Origin of the sequence: Kribbella sp. NPDC023972 (genome assembly GCF_040639075.1) — a bacterium.
In the GTDB taxonomy this organism is placed as follows: domain Bacteria; phylum Actinomycetota; class Actinomycetes; order Propionibacteriales; family Kribbellaceae; genus Kribbella.
This window is the reverse complement of sequence record NZ_JBEZZH010000018.1, coordinates 20,514-40,838: the sequence shown is the minus strand read 5'-3', so window position 1 is coordinate 40,838 and position 20,325 is coordinate 20,514. Positions and strand designations below refer to the sequence as shown.

Genomic DNA, 20,325 nt, shown 5'->3' with positions numbered 1-20,325 from the left:
CGGCTTAGGAGCGGGACCTGGGACACGAAACCGGGGCCTGGAACAGGAAATAACCTGTCCCAGGCCCCGGGATGGTGCTCACGGCCCCGGCTGCCGGCAGCCGGGGTGGCGGTGTCAGCGGGCGGCGGAGCCCTCGACGTAGTCCTCGTCGTGGGACTTGACCCACGCCATCAGGCCGCGCAGTTCCTTGCCCACTGCCTCGATCGGGTGCGACTCGCTCTGCTTGCGGAACTCGGCGAACTCCGGCCCGCCGGCGTCCTGGTCGGCGATGAACCGGGCGGCGAAGGTGCCGTCGGTGATGTCGGACAGCACCTCCTTCATCCGGGCCTTCACCGACGCGTCGATGATCCGCGGGCCGGACACGTAGTCGCCGTACTCGGCCGTGTCGGACACCGACCAGCGCTGCTTGGCGATACCGCCCTCGTAGATCAGGTCGACGATCAGCTTGAGCTCGTGCAGGCACTCGAAGTACGCGACCTCCGGCTGGTAGCCGGCCTCGGTCAGCGTCTCGAACCCGGCCTGGATCAGCGCCGACACGCCACCGCAGAGGACGGCCTGCTCACCGAACAGGTCGGTCTCGGTCTCCTCGGTGAAGGTGGTCTTGATCCCGCCGGCCCGCAGGCCGCCGATGCCCTTGGCGTACGAGAGCGCCAGGTCCCACGCCTCGCCGGTGGCGTCCTGCTCGACCGCGACCAGCACCGGTACGCCGCGGCCCTCGGAGTACTCGCGGCGGACCAGGTGACCCGGGCCCTTCGGGGCGACCATGAACACGTCCACCCCGGCCGGCGGCTTGATGTAGCCGAACCGGATGTTGAAGCCGTGGCCGAAGACGAGCGCGTCGCCGTCGACCAGGTTCGGCTCGATCGCCTCGGCGTACAGCTTGCGCTGGGCCGGGTCCGGCGCGAGGACGACGATCACGTCGGCCTCCTCGCAGGCCTCGGCCGGGGTGAGCACCCGCAGGCCCTGGGCCTCGGCCTTGGCCCGGCTCTTGGAGCCCTCGGGCAGGCCGACGCGGACGTCGACGCCGGAGTCGCGCAGCGACAGCGCGTGGGCGTGGCCCTGGCTGCCGTACCCGAGCACGGCCACGTGGCGGCCCTGGATCACCGACAGGTCGGCGTTGTCGTCGTAGAACATTTCAGCTGCCACTTGGAGCTCTTCTCCTCGAATTCTGTGTTGACGGGGGTACGGCGCTCAGGCCTGACGGGCCGGGGCCACGGGTCGGCCCGGCGGGGGCGTCGGGATCGGGTGGTTCGGTCGGTCGGCGGGTTGCGCCTGGACGTTCGGGGTGCCCGAAGCGACGTACGGCGGTGGCACCGGGACCGGCCGGAGGGTGCGGTCGGAGATGGAGCGACTGCCCCGGCCGATCGCCACCATGCCGGACTGCACCAGCTCGCGGACGCCGAAGGGTTCCAGCACCCGGAGCATGGCCTCGAGTTTCTCGGGATTGCCGGTCGCCTCGATCGTGATCGCGTCCGGAGCCACGTCCACCACCTTCGCACGGAACAGCTGGACGGTTTCCAGCACCTGCCCCCTGGTCAGGGTGTCCGCCTTGACCTTCACCAGCAGCAGTTCGCGCTGAACCGTCTGGCTGGGCTCGAGCTCGACGATCTTGATCACGTTCACCAGCTTGTTCAGCTGCTTGGTGATCTGCTCCAACGGCTGCTCGTCCACGCTGACCGCGATGGTCATCCGGGACACCTCGGGGTGCTCGGTCGGGCCGACCGCGAGGGAGTCGATGTTGAAGCCGCGCCGGGAGATCAGTGCCGCCACCCGGGCCAGCACACCGTGCTTGTTCTCAACCAAAATCGACAAAGTGTGCTTACTCATCACAGCTCCTCCGCTTCCCAGGTCGGCGCCATGTCGCGGGCGATCTGGATGTCGTCGTTGCTGGTGCCCGCCGCGACCATCGGCCAGACCATGGCGTCGCGGTGCACGACGAAGTCGACCACCACCGGTGCGTCGGTGACCGCCATCGCCTTCTCGATCGTCGCGTCGACCGAGTCCCGGTCGGAGCAGCGCAGCCCGACGCCGCCCATCGCCTCGGCCAGCTTGGCGAAGTCCGGGATCCGGGCCGAGTGCAGGTCGGTGTTGGAGTAGCGCTTGTCGTAGAACAGCGTCTGCCACTGCCGGACCATGCCCAGCGACTGGTTGTTGATCACGGCAACCTTGATCGGGATGCCCTCCAGCGCACAGGTGACGAGCTCCTGGTTGGTCATCTGGAAGCAGCCGTCGCCGTCGATCGCCCACACGGTCTTGTCCGGCCGGGCCACCTTGGCCCCCATCGCGGCCGGCACGGCGTACCCCATGGTGCCGAGGCCGCCGGAGTTCAGCCAGTGGCCGGGCTTCTCGAACGGCAGGTAGTGCGCGGCCCACATCTGGTGCTGGCCGACGCCCGCGGTGTAGACCGCGTCCGGGCCGGCGATCTTGCCGATCCGCTCGATCACGTACTGCGGTGACAGGGTGCCGTCCTCGGGCTCGTCGTACGCGACCGGGTACTTCGCCCGGACCGATTCAAGCTGCTTGCGCCAGGCGTCGTACGACGGCGTGTGGCCGGAGTTCGCGATCTCGGTCTTCAGCGCGGCGATCAGGTCGGTGATGACCTCCTTGCAGTCGCCCACGATCGGCACGTCCGCGGCCCGGTTCTTGCCGATCTCGGCCGGGTCGATGTCGGCGTGGATGACCTTTGCATCGGGGGCGAAGGAGTCCAGCTTGCCGGTCACCCGGTCGTCGAACCGCGCGCCCAGGCAGATGAGCAGGTCGGACCGCTGGAGGGCGCCGACCGCGGACACCGATCCGTGCATACCGGGCATGCCGAAGTGCAGCTCGTGCGTGTCCGGCAAGGCGCCCCGGGCCATCAGCGTGGTGACCACCGGGAGGCCGAGGAGCTCGGCGAGTTGCTTGAGCTCGGCGCTGGCCTGGGCGCGGATCACGCCACCGCCGACGTACAGCACCGGCTTCTCCGCGGCCGCGATCAGCCGGGCCGCCTCACGCACCTGCTTGGGGTGCGGGCGGGTCACCGGACGGTAGCCGGGCAGCGACAGCTCGGTCGGCCAGTGGAAGTCGACCTTCGCCTGCATCGCGTCCTTGGTCACGTCGACCAGGACCGGGCCGGGCCGGCCGGTGGAGGCGATGTGGAACGCCTCGGCGACCGTGCTGGCGATGTCGTTCGGGTCGTTGACCAGGAAGTTGTGCTTGGTGATCGGCATCGTGATGCCGCGGATGTCGGCCTCCTGGAACGCGTCCGTGCCGATCGAGGCGCTGGCCACCTGACCGGTGATCGCGACCAGCGGGACCGAGTCCATGTACGCGTCGGCGATCGGCGTCACCAGGTTCGTCGCGCCGGGTCCGGAGGTGGCCATGCAGACACCGACCTTCCCGGACGCCGCAGCGTACCCCTGGGCGGCGTGGCCGGCGCCCTGCTCGTGACGTACCAGGATGTGGCGGATCTGGGTCGAGTCGAGCATCGGGTCGTACGCCGGGAGGATCGCGCCACCCGGGATGCCGAAGACGGTGTCCACCCCGGCATGTTCCAGTGCGCGGATCAGAGCCTGTGCCCCGGTCAGCTGCTCACTCATGAGTGCCTTCCTTGTCCTGTCACGTTATGGCTTTTTCGCGACCGATCCATCCTCGCTCGTGGCCGTTGCCGGTGAACACCTGGGTCGCAGATAGTCGCATTGGCAACAAAAAACCCCTTCCGCCGGGTTGGCTGAAGGGGCGCGCTCGACTCTGTGGTCGCGTCAGTCGGCGCGCCGCACAAGTACGAGGAGAATCGATCGCATGTAGGCAACACTCGCCGACACAATGCGATCGGGTCAAGTTCGCTGCCCCCGTGTCCCATTCCGTGAGATGGCTGTCTTAGATGCAGACAGCGCCCTCAGAGGCTGAGCGGACCAGGCGGGTGTACTTGCCCAGGACGCCCTTGGTGATGTCCGGAGCCTTCGGCGTCCAGCCCTGGCGGCGGCTCTGGAGCTCCTCGGGGCTGACGTGGAGGTCGAGGGTGCGGTTCTTCACGTCCAGGGTGATGCGGTCGCCGTCACGGACGAACGCGATCGGCCCCCCGTCCACGGCCTCCGGGGCGACGTGGCCGACACAGAGTCCCGTCGTACCGCCGGAGAAGCGGCCGTCGGTGAGCAGCAGGACGTCCTTGCCGAGGCCGGCGCCCTTGATCGCGCCCGTCACGGCGAGCATCTCGCGCATGCCCGGACCACCCTTGGGACCTTCGTAGCGGATCACCACGACATCGCCGGGCACCAACGAGGCGACCGCGTCCATCGCGCCGCGCTCCCCGTCGAACACCCGCGCCGTCCCCTCGAACACGTCGGAGTCGAAGCCGGCGCTCTTCACCACCGCGCCCTCCGGCGCAAGCGAGCCGTGCAGGATGGTGATGCCGCCGGTGCCGTGGATCGGCTTGTCCAGTGCGCGGATGATCACGCCGTCAACGTCCGGCGGCGCAATGGCGGCCAGGTTCTCGGCCATCGTCTTGCCGGTCACGGTCAGGCAGTCGCCGTGCAGCAGGCCGGCGTCGAGCAGCGCCCGCATCACCACCGGGATGCCGCCGACGCGGTCGACGTCCGTCATCACGTAGCGGCCGAATGGCTTGAGGTCGCCGAGGTGCGGCACCCGGTCGCCGATCCGGTTGAAGTCGTCCAGGGTCAGGTCGACCTCGGCCTCCCGCGCGATCGCGAGCAGATGCAGTACGGCGTTCGTCGAGCCGCCGAGCGCCATCACGACGGCGACGGCGTTCTCGAACGCCTCCTTGGTGAGGATCTGGCGGGCCGTGATCCCCTTCTCCAGCAGGCCGACGACCGCCTCGCCGGACTTGCGGGCATAGCCGTCGCGGCGCCGGTCCACCGCGGGCGGCGCGGCCGACCCGGGCAGCGACATCCCGAGCGCCTCGGCGGAGGCGGCCATCGTGTTGGCGGTGTACATCCCGCCGCAGGCACCTTCACCGGGGCAGATCGCGCGCTCGACCGCATCGACCTCTTCCCTGGTGATCAGTCCCCGGACGCAGGCGCCGACGGCCTCGAAGGCGTCGATGATCGTGACGTCCTTGTCGCCGAGCCGGCCCGGCATGATGGAGCCGGCGTACAGGAAGACCGAGGCGAGGTCGAGCCGGGCGGCGGCCATCAGCATGCCGGGCAGCGACTTGTCACAGCCGGCCAGCAGCACCGAGCCGTCGAGTCGCTCGGCCTCCATCACGGTCTCGACCGAGTCGGCGATGATCTCGCGGCTGACGAGCGAGTAATGCATGCCGACATGGCCCATCGAGATGCCGTCGGACACGCTGATCGTGCCGAACTCCAGCGGGTACCCGCCGGCGGCGTGCACGCCTTCCTTGACCGCCTTGGCCAGCCGGTCCAGGGACAGGTTGCACGGGGTGATCTCGTTCCAGCTCGAGGCGACCCCCACCTGGGGCTTCGCCCAGTCGTCGTCTCCCATCCCGACCGCCCGGAGCATGCCGCGCGACGCGGTCGCCTCGAGTCCATCGGTCACTGTCCGGCTGCGTGGCTTCACATCGACCATGGCCTCACTCTATTCCGTCGTAAATTAACAACGTCGTCATTGCTTTGTGATGTTAGATAATTACATACTGCGATTGCGGACCGTTGGGGGATTTGTCCCATCATCAGAATGGAGCACCTCAGATGCGCCCCTCGTTGCGACTTGTACTGGCCGGTGTCGTCCTTGCCCTGCTGGGCACGGTCCCGGTCACGGCTGAAGCCGCCGGCACCCGGACGAAGATCGTCAACGCCGCCAACGGCGAGATCGGTCAGGGCGAGACCCCACCCGGCAGCAACTGCAACCCTTACGGCACCTGTAACGCGTGGTGCGCCCACTTCGCCACCTGGACCTGGCGCAAGGCCGGGATCAACATCCCGAACTACGCCTTCACCGGTGACATCTACTACTGGGGTCAGCGCAAGGGCCGCGCGCACTCCGGCAACACCGGGATGAAACCGGGCGACATCGTCCTGTACGGCACCGGGCCGCAGAACACCAGCACCAGCGTGCACACCGGCGTTGTGGTTGCCGTCGGCAACGGCAAGATCACCACCGTGGAAGGCAACTCCGGCGACAAGGTCCGCAAGCACGGGCCGTTCAACCCCAAGAAGGCCAAGGACGCCGGCCGCCCCGGCAACATCTACGGCTGGGTGTCAGCCACCTAGGCGGCCGGATCAGCTACCTGCGGGAATACGCGACCACCGCTCCGCTCTACGACTGGACGGGCACCTGGCGTTAGCCATGTGTTTCGCCACAGCGGTGGCGACCACCGCGCCTTCGTGCAATAGGCTGCCGCCGAAACCGCGACTGGCGAGGGTGGAGTACCACCGGGGAGCGGACCCATCAGACAAGGCGTCGTCCGCCTGGGCGCCTCCGAGTTTCGGAGGTGTCCGATGCAGTTGCGCTACGGCATGAATCCACACCAATCCGCGTCCGTCACGCCGCTCGGCCAATGGCCGTTCACGGTGGTCTGCGGCTCCCCGTCGTACATCAACCTTCTTGACGCGCTCACCGCGTGGCAACTGGTCCGGGAGGCGTCGAGCACCTTCGGCCTACCTGCGGCGGCGTCGTTCAAGCATGTCTCCCCCGCGGGAGCCGCTTTGGCCGACACGGTCAGCGCTGCTTATGTGCGAGCCCGAGATGCCGATCCCAAGTCCTCGTACGGCGATTTCGTCGCCGTGTCGCACCCGGTCGACGCTGAACTCGCGGACCGGCTCCGGCGCCTTGTCTGCGACGGGATCATCGCTCCCGGGTACGACGAAGGCGTCGTCGGCGTCCTGGCCGGCAAGAAGCGCGGCAACTTCCTCGTGCTCGAAGCGGATCCCACCTTCGAGCCTGCCGACGCGGAGGTCCGCGAGGTGTACGGACTGCGATTGACGCAGCACCGGGACCACCTGCCGCTGACTCGCTCGATGCTGGATCCGGACCTGCCGGAGACCGCCGCACGCGATCTCCTGCTCGGCATGATCGTCGCGCGGTACACGCAGTCCAACACCGTGGTGATGCTGAAGGACGCGATGGCGATCGGAATCGGCGCCGGCCAGCAGTCGCGGATCGACTGCACCCGCCTGGCCGGCGAGAAGGCCGACCTCTGGTGGTCCGCCCGCTCGACCGACCCGCTCACGGATGTCGCGATGGTCTCGGACGGCGCGATCCCCTTCGTCGACAACATCATCGAGGCCCACCGCCACGGCGTCCGCTACCTCGCCGAACCCGGCGGCTCACTCCGCTCCCCCGACGTGGCCGCCGCCTGCGCCTCCCTGGGCATCACCCTGTCCCACACCGGCACCCGCCTGTTCAGGCACTGATCCAGCAGGCGTCAGCCTCCTGCGACGCTCGGCAGGATCATCAGCTCGTCGCCGTCCTTCAGCGGGGTGCTGAGGCCGTCGAGGTCGCGGATGTTGTCGTTGCCGAGGTAGATGTTGACGTGGCGGCGGACGGCGCCTTGCTCGTCGGTGAGCCGCCGGCGGAGGACTGGGTCCAGGGCAGCGACGACCTCGCCGACGGTGGTGCCGTCGACCTCGACTCGCTCGGCACCACCCGCGAACGGTCTCAGCACCGTCGGCAGCTTGACCCCGACCGCCATGTCAGCCGACTACCGCGGCGCGTACGGACAACACGTCCGGAAGGTGCCGCGCGACCTCGGTCCAGGTGTCGCCCGCGTCGGCACTCGCGTAGACGCACCCGTCCCGCGTGCCGAGGTAGACACCGGCCGGGTCGGCCGCGTCGGTGCACATGGCATCCCGCAGCACCGGCGCGTACGACGGTACGTCGGGCAGCCCCTCGGTCAGCGCCTCCCAGGTGGACCCGGCGTCGCGGGACCGGAAGACCCGGCACTTCGCGTCGGTGGGGATCCGGTTCCCGTCCGCTATCAGCGGGAAGACATAGACCGTCTCCGGCTCGTTCGGATGCACCGCGATCGGGAACCCGAAGTCCGACGGCAGCCCGTCCGCGATCGACGTCCAGCTCGTGCCTGCGTCGTCCGACCGGTAGACGCCGTGGTGGTTCTGCGCGAACATCCGGTCCGGTACGGCGGGATGCGCGGCCAGCTTGTGGACACACTGGCCGAACTCCGGGTAGGGGTCGGGGAAGAAGTACGCCTTGATCCCCCGGTTCGCCGGCGACCACGACTCACCGCCGTCGGTGGTCCGGTACACGCCGCCGGTCGACATCGCGACGCTGACCCGGCCCGGATCGGTCGGATGCGGCAGCACGGTGTGGACCGCCTGACCGCCGAACCCGGCGCCCCACTCCTTGCGATGCGGGTGGTCCCACAACCCGCGGACCAACTCGAACGTCACTCCCCCGTCGGTGGATTTCCACAGCGCGGACGGCTGCGTCCCGGCGTACACGACCTCCGGCTGGCCGGGCGGTCCCGGCTGGATCTGCCAGACCCGCTCGAGCGAGGTTTCGGAGTCCTTCGGGAACCCGATCGAGCCCTCCGGTGGCTCGTCCCAGGTCTTGCCGAGGTCGTCGCTGTGGAAGACCGCCGGCCCCCAGTGCTCGCTCGTCCCACCGACGAACACGCGGGGCTGATCGCCGCGGCTGTCGATGCCGACCGCGTACACGCCCTGCATCTCGAACTGCGGCACCGGACCGTCCAGCGTCCAGTTCCGGCGCCCAGCGTCACTCCGGCCGATCCAGAGCCCCTTCTTGGTCCCGATCAGCAGTACGGCCTCGGACATCGTTGTCCTCCTTCATCGCGGTGGACCCGCCACCACGTTGATCAATGGTTTGCCCGCGGCGTACCGCTCCAGCTGCGCCCGCACCAGCCGGGCCACCCGCGGCCCGAACGCCGTCGAGGCACCCCCGCGGTGCGGGTTGATCAGCACATTCGGAGCAGACCACAGCGGATGTCCGGCGGGCAACGGCTCGGGCTCGGTCACGTCCAGCGCGGCCCGGATCCGCCCACCGGTCAGCTCGGCCAGCAACGCGTCGGTGTCCACGACGACGCCGCGCGCGACGTTCACCAGCAACGCGCCCTCTTTCAGCTGGGCCAGGAACTTGGCGTCCACCATGCCGCGTGTCTCGGCCGTCGCCGGGGTCAGCAGGACGACGACGTCGGCCAGCGGCAGCAGCTCCGGCAGCTCGCTGATCGGGTGCACGCCTTCCCGCTCCCGCCGCGCGACCCGGATGATCTCGCACTCGAACCCGGTCAGCCGCCGCTCCAGCGCCTCCCCGATCGACCCGTACCCGAGGATCAGCACGGTCCGGTCCGCGAGCGAGTCGTCCATCTCGTCGTAGGACGCGGGCCAGACGTGCCGATCCTGGTTGCGCACGGCACGCGGGAGGCGACGGTACGACGCCAGGATCAGGCCGACCGCGAGCTCGGCCGTCGACGCGTCGTGGACCCCCCGCGCGTTGCACAAGGTCACGTCATCGGCCAGATGGGGCAGCACGTTCTCGAAGCCGGCCGTCTGCAGCTGCACCACCTTGAGCGCAGGCATGTCCCGGACCACCTCGACCACCTCGGAGCCGCCCATGTACGCCGGCACGTAGAACTCCACCTGGTCGATCGAGGCCGGCCGGTCACCACCGGCGTACCACTCCACGTCGAATCCCGCGGGCACCCCGCCGAGGGTGGATTCCGCGTCCTCCCACGGCAACCATGCCTTCACGTCAGCCATGCCCCAGAACCTACTCGCCGGACCGGACACTTTTCATCCCGCCGTCCACAGGCTCATTCGTCGTACAGTGGATCGGTGCCCTCGACATCGGATCTGGCTGCGACCGTTGATCACGATCAGGCCGTGGGACGGCTTCGTTCGTCGTACCAGCGCATCCCGCCCGGGGAGCCGGTCCGGCTGGCGAAACGGAGTTCGAACCTGTTCCGGCCCCGGACCGAGATCGAGCGGCCGGGCCTGGACGTGTCGGGACTGACGGGGGTGATCAGCGTCGACGTGGAGGCGCGAACGGCAGACGTCCAGGGCATGTGCACGTACGAGGACCTGGTCGCCGCGACCCTCCCACACGGGCTGACGCCGATGGTCGTGCCGCAGCTGAAGACGATCACCCTCGGCGGCGCGGTGACCGGGCTGGGCATCGAGTCCTCGTCGTTCCGGGCCGGCCTGCCGCACGAGTCCGTCCTCGAGCTGGACATCCTCACCGGCGCCGGCGACCTCGTCACCGCCCGGCCGGACGGCGAGCACGCGGAACTGTTCCGGACCTTCCCGAACTCCTACGGCACGCTCGGCTACGCGACCCGGCTCAAGATCGAGCTCGACCGCATCTCGCCGTACGTCGCGCTCCGGCACGTCCAGCTCGGACTCGACCAGCTGGCCCCGGTGATCGAGGAGATCATTGCCTCCGGCATGTACGACGACGAGCCGGTGCACTTCGTCGACGGGGTCGCGTTCAGCCCGTCTGAGGCGTACCTGACGCTGGGCCGCAACAGCGACGCAGCGGTGCGGACGAGCGACTACACCGGTCAGCAGATCTACTACCGCTCGATCCAGCAGCGCCCGAAGGACTTCCTCACCGCGCACGACTACCTGTGGCGGTGGGACACCGACTGGTTCTGGTGCTCGGCCGCCTTCGGCGCGCAGAAGCCGCTGGTACGACGGCTGTGGCCGAAGCGCTGGCGGCGCAGCGACGTGTTCCACAAGCTCGTCGGCCTCGAGAACAGGTATCAGGTGGCCGCGCGCATCAACCGCCGCCGCGGCAAGCCGGATCGCGAACGCGTCATCCAGGACGTCGAGATCCCGGTCACCCGGCTGGCCGGGTTCCTGCGCTGGTTCGACGCCGAGGTGGGGATGCGCCCGGTGTGGCTGTGCCCGCTGCGCCTGCGCGGCTCCGCCGCTTGGCCGCTGTATCCCCTCGAGCCGGGGACGACGTACGTCAACGTCGGCTTCTGGGGCACCGTGCCGATCGCTCCCGGCGCTCGTGACGGTGATGTGAATCGCCGCATCGAGCAGGCGGTGGCCGAGTTCGACGGGCACAAGTCCCTGTACTCCGACGCTTACTACGACCGAGACACGTTCGACCGGCTGTACAACGTCCCGGCCCTGACAGAGGTCAAGAAACGCTACGACCCCGACGCCCGGCTCACCGGGCTCTACGAGAAGGCGGTGACACGCCGATGACCACCCTGGAGACCCGGGTTTCGATCGCCGAAGCGCTGACCACTGTGACACCGGACGGGCTGCCGTTCCGGTTCACGGCGTACGACGGCAGCGCCACCGGACCTGAAGACTCACCGATCCACATGCATCTCGCCTCCGAGCGTGGACTGTCCTACGTGCTGACCGCGCCCGGCGACCTCGGAATGGTCCGCGCCTACGTGATGGGCGACCTGGAGATCACCGGCGTCCATCCGGGCAATCCGTACCCGCTGATGCAGTTGATGCTCAACCAGCTGCATTTCCAGCGGCCGACGCCGGCCGAGGCACTGCGCATCGTCCGCGGTCTGGGCTGGAATCACCTCAAACCGCCGCCTCCACCGCCGCAGGAGCACCTGCCGAAGTGGCGTCGTACGTTCGAAGGGTTGCGCCACTCACGGACGCGGGACCGGTCCGCCATCCACCACCACTACGACGTGTCGAACACGTTCTACGAGTGGATCCTCGGCCCGTCGATGACGTACACGTGCGCCGTCTACCCGTCGCCGGACGCGACGCTGGAGCAGGCGCAGTTCGAGAAGTACGACCTGGTCGCGCGCAAACTCGATCTGCGCCCTGGGCAACGACTTCTCGACGTCGGCTGCGGCTGGGGCGGCATGGTCCGGCACGCGGCCCGCGAGTACGGCGTGAAGGCGCTGGGCGTGACGTTGTCGTCGGCGCAGGCGGAGTGGGCGGCCGAGGCGATCAAACGCGACGGCCTGGAGGACCTGGCCGAGGTGCGTTTCCTCGACTACCGCGACGTCGCCGAGCGCGACTTCGACGCGATCAGCTCGATCGGCCTGACCGAGCACATCGGCGTGCGCAACTACCCGTCGTACTTCGGCTTCCTGCTCGACCGGCTCAAGCCGGGCGGCCGGCTGCTGAACCACAGCATCACCCGGCCGGACAACCGGTACCGCTCGACCGGTGCGTTCATCGACCGCTACATCTTCCCCGACGGCGAGCTGATCGGCTCCGGCCGGATCATCGCCGAGGCCCAGGACGCCGGCTTCGAGGTCCGCCACGAGGAGAACCTGCGGGAGCACTACGCGCTCACCCTCGCGGCCTGGTCCGACAACCTCGTCGCCCACTGGGACGAGGCGGTCGCCGAGGTCGGCTACCCCACCGCAAAGATCTGGGGCCTCTACCTGGCCGCCTGCCGCGTCGGCTTCGAACGCAACAACACCCAACTCCACCAGGTCCTCGCCGTAAAACTCGACGACGAGGCCAACGCCCACTTCCCGTTACGCCCGACCTGGCTCAGCTGACGTCCGGGGCTGGTGTGAGCCGCTAACTTGGGGGTACGGCATCGACCCGAGGAGACGGCGTGGTCAGGACGAAGGTCAGGCAGGGGTCTCGTACCGCGGTGATGCTGACCGCGTTCGCGCTCGTGGCCGGGTGTTCCGGGGACGGCGGCGAGGCGTCCGGGTCGGGGACCTCGGCGACCAGTCCTTCGACCAGTACGACGCCTGCGCCGACGAGCCCGGGCACGACGTCGGCGCCGCCGCGGACCACCGCCACCCCGCGGGGGCCGGTGAAGCTGGCCGTGGCGTCGACGGTGGCGACCGGGATCGAGGTGCCGTGGGGGTTGGCGTTCCTGCCCGACCAGAGCGCGCTGGTGAGTGAACGCGACTCGGCCAAGATCAAGCGGATCGCGGGCGGCCGGGTGACCGAGGTCGGCGAGGTCGACGACGTGGACCCGTCGTCGGAGGGCGGCCTACTCGGGCTCGCGGTCGATCCGCAGTACCCGAGCCGCCCGTACATCTACGCGTACTACAGCGCCGGCGGTGAAAACCGGATCGCCCGGCTGACCTACCGGGACAACCGGCTGAGCGACCAGCAGGTGATCCTGGACGGGATCCCGGCGGCGTCGATCCACAACGGCGGCCGGCTGCGGTTCGGGCCGGACGGCTACCTGTACGCCGGGACCGGTGACGGAGCCGACCGGCCGAACTCACAGGACGACGCCTCGCTGGGCGGGAAGATCCTGCGGATCACCACCGACGGGAAGGCAGCACCGGGGAATCCGGGCGGCCGACTGTGGTACTCCAAGGGCCACCGGAACGTGCAGGGTCTCGCCTTCGACGGGAACCAGCTGTACGCCGCCGAGTTCGGGCAGAACACCTGGGACGAGCTCAACACGATCACCTCGGGCGCGAACTACGGCTGGCCGGCCGCGGAAGGGATCGAGGGGCTGGACGGGATGACGGACCCGATCGCGCAATGGCGGACGAGTGACGCGTCGCCGTCGGGAATCGCCTTCGCCCAGGGGCACGTGTTCATGGCCTCGCTGCGCGGTGAGCGGCTGTGGGCCATACCGGTTGCCGGAGGCAAGCGGACCGGCGAGCCGCAGGCGTTTTTCACGAACGAGTTCGGGCGGCTGCGAACGGTCGAGGCCGCACCGGACGGATCCCTGTGGCTGACCACCTCGAACACCGACGGCCGCGGTGACACCCAGAACGGCGACGACCGGATCCTGCGCATCACGATCAGCCGTTGACGGTTCTCGCCAACCGTTTGGGCTCTTCGCCCGTCTGGTACTTGTGGAAGAAGATTCCGCCACGTTCAAGGAGGAGACCGTAATGCGGCCCGACCAGGTGTCCGTCGTACCCAGCAGTGTGATCGCTTCGGTGAGCACGTTCGAGGATGCTCAGCGGACAGTGGACTACCTGCGAAGTTACGGGATGGACGCCGGGTCCCTGGACATCGTCGGGGCCGACCTCCGGCTGGCACAGAAATCGCAAGCGGCGCCGGTGGTCAAGCTGACCGCCGCGGGCGCGCAGCACGGCGCGGTGCTCGGACTGCTGGCCGGTGTGTTCGTCACGCTGGTGGCCGAGACCAGCCTGACCGGACTCGTCGTGGTCATCTGGGGCCTCGTGTACGGCGGCCTGCTCGGGACGCTGTGGGGACTGTTCCGCGCCCTGATCCGGAACCGGCCGGAGGTGGTCGCGACCGAGGTGGTGCCGACCCGCTACGAGGTCCGCTGCCCGGTCGAGGAGCTCTCGGTCGCCCGGACCCTGCTCGCCGACGCTCACGACGTGGACGACGGCCGAGTGGAGCGCCAGGTCATCGCCGATGCTCCGCACGAGACGCCGGCGCAGAAAGACGCAGCCTGAGGCTGCGCCGGGCCGGGGTCAGCCCTTCGGCTGACCCCGGGTACCGTCGATTCAGATCCCGAGCTTGGCGTTGAGCAGCTCGCGGACCTTGGCTGCGTCGGCTTGGCCGCGCATGTCCTTCATGACGGCGCCGATCAGGGCGCCGGCGGCGGCCGGCTTGCCGGAGTTGACCTTCTCCACCACGTCGGGGTTGGCGGCGATGGCCCGGTCGATGGCCTCGATCAGCGCGGAGTCGTCCGAAACCAGCGCCAGGCCGCGGGCCGAGATGATCTCGGCCGGCGTGCCCTCACCCTTGATCAGGCCGTCGAACACCTGCCGCGCCAGCTTGTCGTTCAGCGACCCGGCGTCGACGAGCTTCTGCACCTCGGCGACCTCGGCCGGACCGACGCCGAGCGCGTCGAGGTCCTGACCCGACTCGTTCGCCGCCCGGGCCAGCTCACCCAGCCACCACTTCTTCGCCGCGGCCGGCGTCACCCCGAGCTCGACCGTCGCGACGATCGGCTCCAGCGCGTTGCCGTTCACGACGTCGCGCATCTCCAGGTCGGTGAAACCCCAGTCCTGCTGCAACCGCGCCCGCCGCAACGAAGGTGCCTCCGGCAACGAAGCGCGCAGCTCCTCGACCCACTCGCGGGACGGGGCGACCGGGACCAGGTCCGGCTCCGGGAAGTAGCGGTAGTCCTCCGCGTCCGACTTCTCCCGGCCGGAGGTGGTGATCCCGGTGTCCTCGTGCCAGTGCCGGGTCTCCTGCACGACCTTGCCGCCGGACGCGAGAATCGCCGCCTGCCGGGTGATCTCGTACGTCACCGCGCGCTCGACCGAGCGGAACGAGTTCACGTTCTTGGTCTCGGTGCGGGTGCCGAACACGGTCGACCCGGACGGCTTCAGCGAGACGTTGGCGTCGCAGCGCAGCGAGCCCTGGTCCATCCGGACGTCGGAGACGCCGAGCGCGAGCAGCAGGTCCCGCAGCATGCTCACGTACGCCCGCGCCACCGCGGCGGCCTTCTCCCCCGGCACCTCGATCGTCTTGGTGACGATCTCGATCAGCGGGATCCCGGCCCGGTTGTAGTCGACCAGCGAGTGCGACGCACCGTGGATCCGGCCGGTCGCGCCACCGACGTGGGTGGACTTGCCGGTGTCCTCCTCCATGTGGGCGCGCTCGATCTCGATCCGGTACGTCTCACCGTCGACCACGACCTCGGTCCACCCGTTGTACGCGATCGGCTCGTCGTACTGGGAGGTCTGGAAGTTCTTCGGCATGTCCGGGTAGAAGTAGTTCTTCCGGGCGAACCGGCACCACTCGGCGATGTCGCAGTTCAGCGCCAGGCCGATCATGATCGCCGCGCGCACGGCGCCTTCGTTCACCACCGGCAGCGCACCCGGCAGGCCGAGGCAGACCGGGCAGGTCTGGGTGTTCGGCGGCGCGCCGAACTCGGTCGGGCAGCCGCAGAACATCTTCGACTTCGTGTTCAGCTCGACGTGGACCTCGAGGCCCATCACCGGGTCGTACTGCGCCAGTGCGTCCTTGATGTCGAGGACGTCTGCGGTCATCGGGTCACCTCCAGCTCCGGAGCCTTGGTCATCAGCACGCCACCCCACTGCTCGGCCAGCGCGGCCTCGAGCGCGGAACCGACCTGGTACAGCAGGTCGTCGCGCATCACCGGGGCCATCACGTGGAAGCCGACCGGCAGGTTGTCCTCGTCGGCCAGGCCGCACGGGAACGACGCGGCCGCGTTGCCGGCCAGGTTGACCGGAATCGTGCAGAGGTCGTTCTTGTACATCGCGATCGGGTCGTCGGCGCGGTCGCCGATCGGGAACGCGGTCGTCGGCGTGGCCGGCGACACCAGCACGTCGACCTGCTCGTAGGCCTGGGCGAAGTCACGCTGGATCAACGTCCGCACCTTCTGCGCCTGCCCGTAGTACGCGTCGTAGTACCCGCTGGACAGGGCGTGCGTGCCGAGCATGATGCGTCGCTTGACCTCGTCGCCGAAGCCGGCCTCGCGGGTCAGGCTCATCACCTTCTCCGCGCTGTTCACGCCGTCGTCGCCGACGCGCAGCCCGTACCGCATCGCGTCGAACTTGGCCAGGTTGGACGACGCCTCGCTCGGCAGGATCAGGTAGTACGCCGGCAGCGCGTACTGGAAGTGCGGGCAGGACACCTCGACCACCTCGGCGCCGAGCTTGGTGAGCAGCTCGACCGCCTCGTGGAAGCGTGCCTCGACCCCCGGCTGGTAGCCCTCACCGCCGAGCTCCTTGACCACACCGACGCGCAGCCCGTTCACATCCGCGCGCCGCGCGGCCTCGACAACGGCCGGCACCGGCTGGTTGATCGAGGTCGAGTCCATCGGGTCGTACCCGGCGATCGCCTCGTGCAGCAGCGCCGTGTCCAGGGTCGTCCGCGCACACGGGCCGGGCGTGTCCAGGCTCGAGGCCAGCGCGATCAGCCCGTACCGCGACGTGCCGCCGTACGTCGGCTTGACGCCGACCGTGCCGGTGAACGCACCCGGCTGACGGATCGAGCCACCGGTGTCGGTGCCGATCGCGAGCGGCGCCTCGTACGCCGAGATCGCGGCCGAGGACCCACCGCCGGAACCGCCCGGGATGCGGCCGAGATCCCACGGGTTGTGGGTGGTGCCGTACGCCGAGTTTTCCGTCGAGGAGCCCATCGCGAACTCGTCCATGTTGGTCTTGCCGAGGATGACGATGCCGGCCGCCTTCAACCGCTTGACCACGGTCGAGTCGTACGGCGGCTTCCAGCCCTCGAGGATCTTCGAGCCGGCCGTAGTCGGCACACCCTCCTGGGTCAGCACGTCCTTCAGCGCCAGGGGGACACCCGCCAGCGGGCCGAGCTGCTCCCCCGCGACACGCTTCTTGTCCACCTCGGCGGCCTGGGCCAGCGCGCCCTCGGTGTCGACGTGCAGGAACGCCCGCACGGAGTCGTCGACGGCGGCGATCCGGTCCAGATGCGCCTGGGTGATCTCCACCGAGCTGGCCTGGCCGGACGTCATCAGCTCCGCGAGCTCGACCGCGGTCCTGCGGATCAGGTCGGTCATCAGTCCTCCTCCAGGATCCGCGGCACCCGGAATCGCTGCTCCTCCGCGGCCGGCGCGCCGGACAGCGCCTGCTCCGGCGTGAGGCACGGCACGTTCTCGTCCTTGCGCATCACGTTGGTGATCGGCAGGGCGTGTGAGGTCGGCGGGATGTCGTCCGCGGCCACCTCGCTGACCTGCCCGACCAGCGTGATGATCTGGTCGAGCTGTGGTGCGAGGTGGTCGAGCTCGGCGTCGGTGAGCTCGATCCGCGCCAGTCGCGCCAGGTGCGCGACCTCTTCGCGGGTAATCGATGGCATGAACTGATCCAATGGTTCGCAGGAACACCGAGAGGTTCTCGGTGACACCCGAGCCATCCTAGTGGGCGGTTGTCACGCCCGTGTTGCCTCGTCCCCCAGGCTGTGGACAATGCGTACCTGCCCATCTGCCGAGAGGGCCGGGCGTGTCCCCGTGCTCCGCTCTGTAACATTGGCCGCGACATGGCGTTACGCGCAGAGTCCTCGGCTGGGAGATGATCGTTCGGTGTTCCTGCTGCGATTGATCATCCCGGACCGCCCCGGTTCGCTGGGCACGGTGGCCACCGCCCTCGGTGAGGTGAGCGCCGACATCCACGCGATCGAGATCGTCGAGCACCGACGTGAGAACGGCACCGCCGTCGACGACATCGTCGTCGACCTGCCGCCCGGCGTCCTGCCCGACCGCCTCGTCTCCGCCTGCAACGGCGTACCAGGCGTCGAAGTCATCTGGTTCTCCCGGTACGGCGCCGGCGGCGGACTGCACATGGACCTCGAGGCCGTCGAGCAGATGACGTCGGCACCCGCCGACGCGATCGACATCCTGGTCGAGCAGTCACCCGCGGTGCTGCACGCCGACTGGGCCGCGCTGCTGGACGGCACCGGCAGCGAGGTGAAGGTCGCACTGGAGACCAGTGCGACGCCGGAGTTCGGTGATGTGGCCGACACGTGGCTTCCGCTGGACAAGGCGACCACGCTGGCCGCTCCGGACCAGCACAAGGGCCTGGCCGAGTCGGTCCTGGTCGCCGCGCCGCTGGAGTCCGGCCACCGCATCCTCGTGATCGGCCGCCGCGGCGGGCCCGAGTTCCTCGGCTCCGAGGTCGCCCGTCTCAGTTATCTGGCCTCACTCGCCGTCACCATCCGCGCCACCGCCTGACCTCACCAGCCGTCTCCGAGGGCGGTCGGGCATGCGAAAGCCTCCCGCTCCAGTTGGTGGAGGGGAGGCTTTCGAGGGTCTAGCTGAAGCGGATGTAGGCGAAGATCCAGAGGCCGGCCAGGATCAGCAGGACCACGACGCCGACCAGCACGACGATCAGGATCGACTGGCTGTTGCTGCCGCTGCGGTCCGGGAGGTCGAACTGGGTCGGACCCCAGGGACCGCCGCCGTCGACGCGCTGGATCGCCTCCGGCGGCGGAGTGACCACCGTCCGCGACTCCCGCTTCTCCCTGGGGAACTTCATCCGACTCCCGTCACCCGTGCTCAGACGTAGAACGTCTCGTACCTGATCGAGATCCGCGACGACGAGTAGGAGTCCTCGTTGTTGGCGAGGATCTCGACCCGCCATCCGGCCACATAGGCAGCGTACGACTTCCCGTCGCTGTGCGCCTGGACGTACGACTTCAGCGCCGCCACATCCGCCCCACGCATCGCCGCGAACGCGTCGTTCACCGCCGCCGGGAGCGCCGCCTTGACGTCCTCCGGGTCACCCGAGGCGCTCATCTCCAGCGACCGGATGCCCTCGCCCTTGCTGCCATAGGAGTAGACCCGCTGCGAGCCGTACTTGCCGACCGGCTTGCTGCAGGAACTGGTGCAGACGTACTTCTTGGCCTTCAGCGCGGCGACCAGCTGGTCCTCCGTGGTGTCGAAGCTCTTCCGCGGCAGGTCGAACGAGTCCGACCCGGACTTGCCACCGGACAGCTGCAGCTCGTCACCGTTGTTCCGCAGCTTGAACTCGCCCCAGGTGCTGCCGACCTTCTGCGACTTCTGGCCGGTCTTGACCGCGTCCTGGACCTTCTTCACCTCGCTGCCGCCGAAGGTGTCGTTGCCGAGCGCCTGCAGCGCCGCGTCGAAGGTGACCTCGGCGTTGTTGACGTTGTCCTCGTTCTGCGACTGCAGCAGTACGCCGATGATGGTGCCGTCGGGCTGGAACTGGAAGATCACCTCGGCCTCGGTCGGGCCGTCGTACTTGAAGCAGCCGCGGTGTGCGCCCTGGCCGGTGTTGAACAGGTCGCTGCACTGGTAGCCGTCGGCCTGGAGCTTCTCGGTCGCCGTCTTGGCCTGACCGGTCGCGTTACCGAGCGAGCCACCCTTGTCGCCGCCGTTGGTCGGGCTGCCGGTCGGCTCACTCGACTGGGTGGTGGTCGGGCCCGCCTCGGGCTCGTCGTCACCGCCGAGTGCCCGGACACCGAGGAAGATGAGCAGGCCGATCAGCACGATGCCGACCACGCCACCGCCGATCACCAGCGGCATCTTGTCCTTGCCGATGCCACCCGGTCCCTTGGAGCCGCCACCCGGCTGCCACTGCGGCTGCCCGGGCTGACCCTGCTGCTGATGCCAGCCGCCCTGCTGCGAGCCCTGCTGGCTCCAAGGCTGCTGCTGGTAGGAGCCGCCGCCCTGCTGCGGGGACCGCTGCCCCCAGCCACCCTGGCCAGGCTGCTGGCCCTGGCTGGGACCTGGCTGACCGGGGCCTGGTCGTCCAGGCTGACCCTGGCTCGGCTGACCGGGCTGCTGTCCCCAACCACCGCCGCCTTGCTGCGGAGGCTGATCCTGCTTCGGGGGCTGCTGAGGGCGTTGGCCCCAACCGCCACCACCCTGGCCGGGTGGCTGCTGACCCCAACCGCCTTGGCCCCCCTGTCCCCCTTGCTGCCCGCCCGGCTGGCCCCCCGGCTGCCCAGGACCCCACGGTCCCTGTGGCGGCGTCGTCATATTTGCTCCTTCTGACCCACGTGTGGACGTGCAAAGTTAACAGTCCGACGGCTCAGCCGAGCCAACGGATCCATCGGATGACGACGTGCCCGGGGGTGACCCACGACACCTTGAGCGGTTGCT

General features: G+C 69.0%; 17 protein-coding genes, 2 pseudogenes and 1 riboswitch. Of the genes and pseudogenes, 7 read left to right on the top strand and 12 right to left on the bottom strand.

All coding sequences use genetic code 11. The features are described from left to right. Positions 1-114 precede the first annotated feature (114 nt). From ilvC to ilvD, 4 genes and pseudogenes are all read right to left on the bottom strand, one after another. On the bottom strand, positions 115-1,134 hold the full coding sequence (ilvC, locus tag AB0F43_RS37615) for a ketol-acid reductoisomerase (RefSeq protein ID WP_360488573.1): 1,020 nt from the start codon (positions 1,132-1,134) through the stop codon (positions 115-117). 189 nt (positions 1,135-1,323) lie between these two features. After that, positions 1,324-1,827: pseudogene (gene ilvN / locus AB0F43_RS37610) on the bottom strand (acetolactate synthase small subunit); the annotation flags it as partial. After that, positions 1,827-3,578: pseudogene (locus AB0F43_RS37605) on the bottom strand (acetolactate synthase large subunit); the annotation flags it as partial. The pseudogenes ilvN and AB0F43_RS37605, both read right to left, overlap by 1 nt. A 277-nt stretch (positions 3,579-3,855) precedes the next feature. After that, a complete protein-coding gene (gene ilvD / locus AB0F43_RS37600; RefSeq protein ID WP_360488545.1) occupies positions 3,856-5,523 on the bottom strand; it encodes a dihydroxy-acid dehydratase in 1,668 nt (555 codons plus the stop codon). A 122-nt stretch (positions 5,524-5,645) separates the two neighbouring features. On the opposite strand from ilvD, the gene AB0F43_RS37595 reads away from it, so the two are divergent. Together AB0F43_RS37595 and AB0F43_RS37590 are read left to right on the top strand one after the other, a co-directional pair. Further along, positions 5,646-6,167 carry a CHAP domain-containing protein gene (locus AB0F43_RS37595; RefSeq protein ID WP_360488542.1) on the top strand — a complete coding sequence of 174 codons (522 nt, stop codon included), beginning with the start codon at positions 5,646-5,648 and terminating at the stop codon, positions 6,165-6,167. A gap of 128 nt (positions 6,168-6,295) precedes the next feature. Then, positions 6,296-6,378: riboswitch (ZMP/ZTP riboswitch) on the top strand. A 17-nt stretch (positions 6,379-6,395) separates the two neighbouring features. After that, the gene (locus AB0F43_RS37590; protein WP_360488539.1) at positions 6,396-7,310 is read left to right on the top strand and encodes a 5-aminoimidazole-4-carboxamide ribonucleotide transformylase; all 915 of its coding nucleotides are present in this window, start codon (positions 6,396-6,398) and stop codon (positions 7,308-7,310) included. Between the two features lie 11 nt (positions 7,311-7,321). On the opposite strand, the gene AB0F43_RS37585 is transcribed toward AB0F43_RS37590, so the two are convergent. From AB0F43_RS37585 to AB0F43_RS37575, 3 genes are read right to left on the bottom strand one after another with little or no spacing between them, the layout of a single operon-like run. Then, positions 7,322-7,588 (bottom strand): MoaD/ThiS family protein, encoded by a 267-nt coding sequence (locus AB0F43_RS37585; RefSeq protein ID WP_360488536.1) that lies wholly within the window; start codon positions 7,586-7,588, stop codon positions 7,322-7,324. A gap of 1 nt (position 7,589) precedes the next feature. Next, positions 7,590-8,687 carry an exo-alpha-sialidase gene (locus tag AB0F43_RS37580; RefSeq protein ID WP_360488533.1) on the bottom strand — a complete coding sequence of 366 codons (1,098 nt, stop codon included), beginning with the start codon at positions 8,685-8,687 and terminating at the stop codon, positions 7,590-7,592. A 12-nt stretch (positions 8,688-8,699) separates the two neighbouring features. Continuing rightward, positions 8,700-9,629, bottom strand: coding sequence for a 2-hydroxyacid dehydrogenase (locus AB0F43_RS37575; RefSeq protein WP_360488530.1), 930 nt, complete (start codon positions 9,627-9,629; stop codon positions 8,700-8,702). A gap of 123 nt (positions 9,630-9,752) precedes the next feature. On the opposite strand from AB0F43_RS37575, the gene AB0F43_RS37570 reads away from it, so the two are divergent. From AB0F43_RS37570 to AB0F43_RS37555, 4 genes are all read left to right on the top strand, one after another. Continuing rightward, the gene (locus AB0F43_RS37570) at positions 9,753-11,084 is read left to right on the top strand and encodes an FAD-binding oxidoreductase (RefSeq protein WP_360488527.1); all 1,332 of its coding nucleotides are present in this window, start codon (positions 9,753-9,755) and stop codon (positions 11,082-11,084) included. Next, positions 11,081-12,367 (top strand): cyclopropane-fatty-acyl-phospholipid synthase family protein, encoded by a 1,287-nt coding sequence (locus AB0F43_RS37565; RefSeq protein ID WP_360488524.1) that lies wholly within the window; start codon positions 11,081-11,083, stop codon positions 12,365-12,367. The genes AB0F43_RS37570 and AB0F43_RS37565 overlap by 4 nt, the downstream gene beginning before the upstream one ends. Before the next feature lie 59 nt (positions 12,368-12,426). Further along, the gene (locus tag AB0F43_RS37560; protein WP_360488521.1) at positions 12,427-13,599 is read left to right on the top strand and encodes a PQQ-dependent sugar dehydrogenase; all 1,173 of its coding nucleotides are present in this window, start codon (positions 12,427-12,429) and stop codon (positions 13,597-13,599) included. An 82-nt stretch (positions 13,600-13,681) separates the two neighbouring features. Continuing rightward, positions 13,682-14,215 carry a general stress protein gene (locus AB0F43_RS37555; protein ID WP_360488519.1) on the top strand — a complete coding sequence of 178 codons (534 nt, stop codon included), beginning with the start codon at positions 13,682-13,684 and terminating at the stop codon, positions 14,213-14,215. Between the two features lie 51 nt (positions 14,216-14,266). On the opposite strand, the gene gatB is transcribed toward AB0F43_RS37555, so the two are convergent. The 3 genes from gatB to gatC are packed head-to-tail and all read right to left on the bottom strand — an operon-like array spanning position 14,267 to position 17,561. Next, positions 14,267-15,763, bottom strand: coding sequence for an Asp-tRNA(Asn)/Glu-tRNA(Gln) amidotransferase subunit GatB (gene gatB / locus AB0F43_RS37550; RefSeq protein WP_360488517.1), 1,497 nt, complete (start codon positions 15,761-15,763; stop codon positions 14,267-14,269). Further along, positions 15,760-17,265 carry an Asp-tRNA(Asn)/Glu-tRNA(Gln) amidotransferase subunit GatA gene (gatA, locus tag AB0F43_RS37545; protein ID WP_360488514.1) on the bottom strand — a complete coding sequence of 502 codons (1,506 nt, stop codon included), beginning with the start codon at positions 17,263-17,265 and terminating at the stop codon, positions 15,760-15,762. Before gatA ends, gatB begins: the two co-directional genes overlap by 4 nt. Then, the gene (gene gatC / locus AB0F43_RS37540) at positions 17,265-17,561 is read right to left on the bottom strand and encodes an Asp-tRNA(Asn)/Glu-tRNA(Gln) amidotransferase subunit GatC (protein WP_360488511.1); all 297 of its coding nucleotides are present in this window, start codon (positions 17,559-17,561) and stop codon (positions 17,265-17,267) included. Before gatC ends, gatA begins: the two co-directional genes overlap by 1 nt. Before the next feature lie 223 nt (positions 17,562-17,784). Here gatC and AB0F43_RS37535 point away from each other — a divergent pair, with 223 nt between their 5' ends. Further along, on the top strand, positions 17,785-18,432 hold the full coding sequence (locus tag AB0F43_RS37535; protein ID WP_360488508.1) for an amino acid-binding protein: 648 nt from the start codon (positions 17,785-17,787) through the stop codon (positions 18,430-18,432). Between the two features lie 79 nt (positions 18,433-18,511). On the opposite strand, the gene AB0F43_RS37530 is transcribed toward AB0F43_RS37535, so the two are convergent. Both AB0F43_RS37530 and AB0F43_RS37525 read right to left on the bottom strand, forming a co-directional pair. Next, the gene (locus tag AB0F43_RS37530; protein WP_360488505.1) at positions 18,512-18,736 is read right to left on the bottom strand and encodes a hypothetical protein; all 225 of its coding nucleotides are present in this window, start codon (positions 18,734-18,736) and stop codon (positions 18,512-18,514) included. 20 nt (positions 18,737-18,756) lie between these two features. After that, positions 18,757-20,202 (bottom strand): hypothetical protein, encoded by a 1,446-nt coding sequence (locus AB0F43_RS37525; protein WP_360488502.1) that lies wholly within the window; start codon positions 20,200-20,202, stop codon positions 18,757-18,759. Positions 20,203-20,325 lie beyond the last annotated feature (123 nt).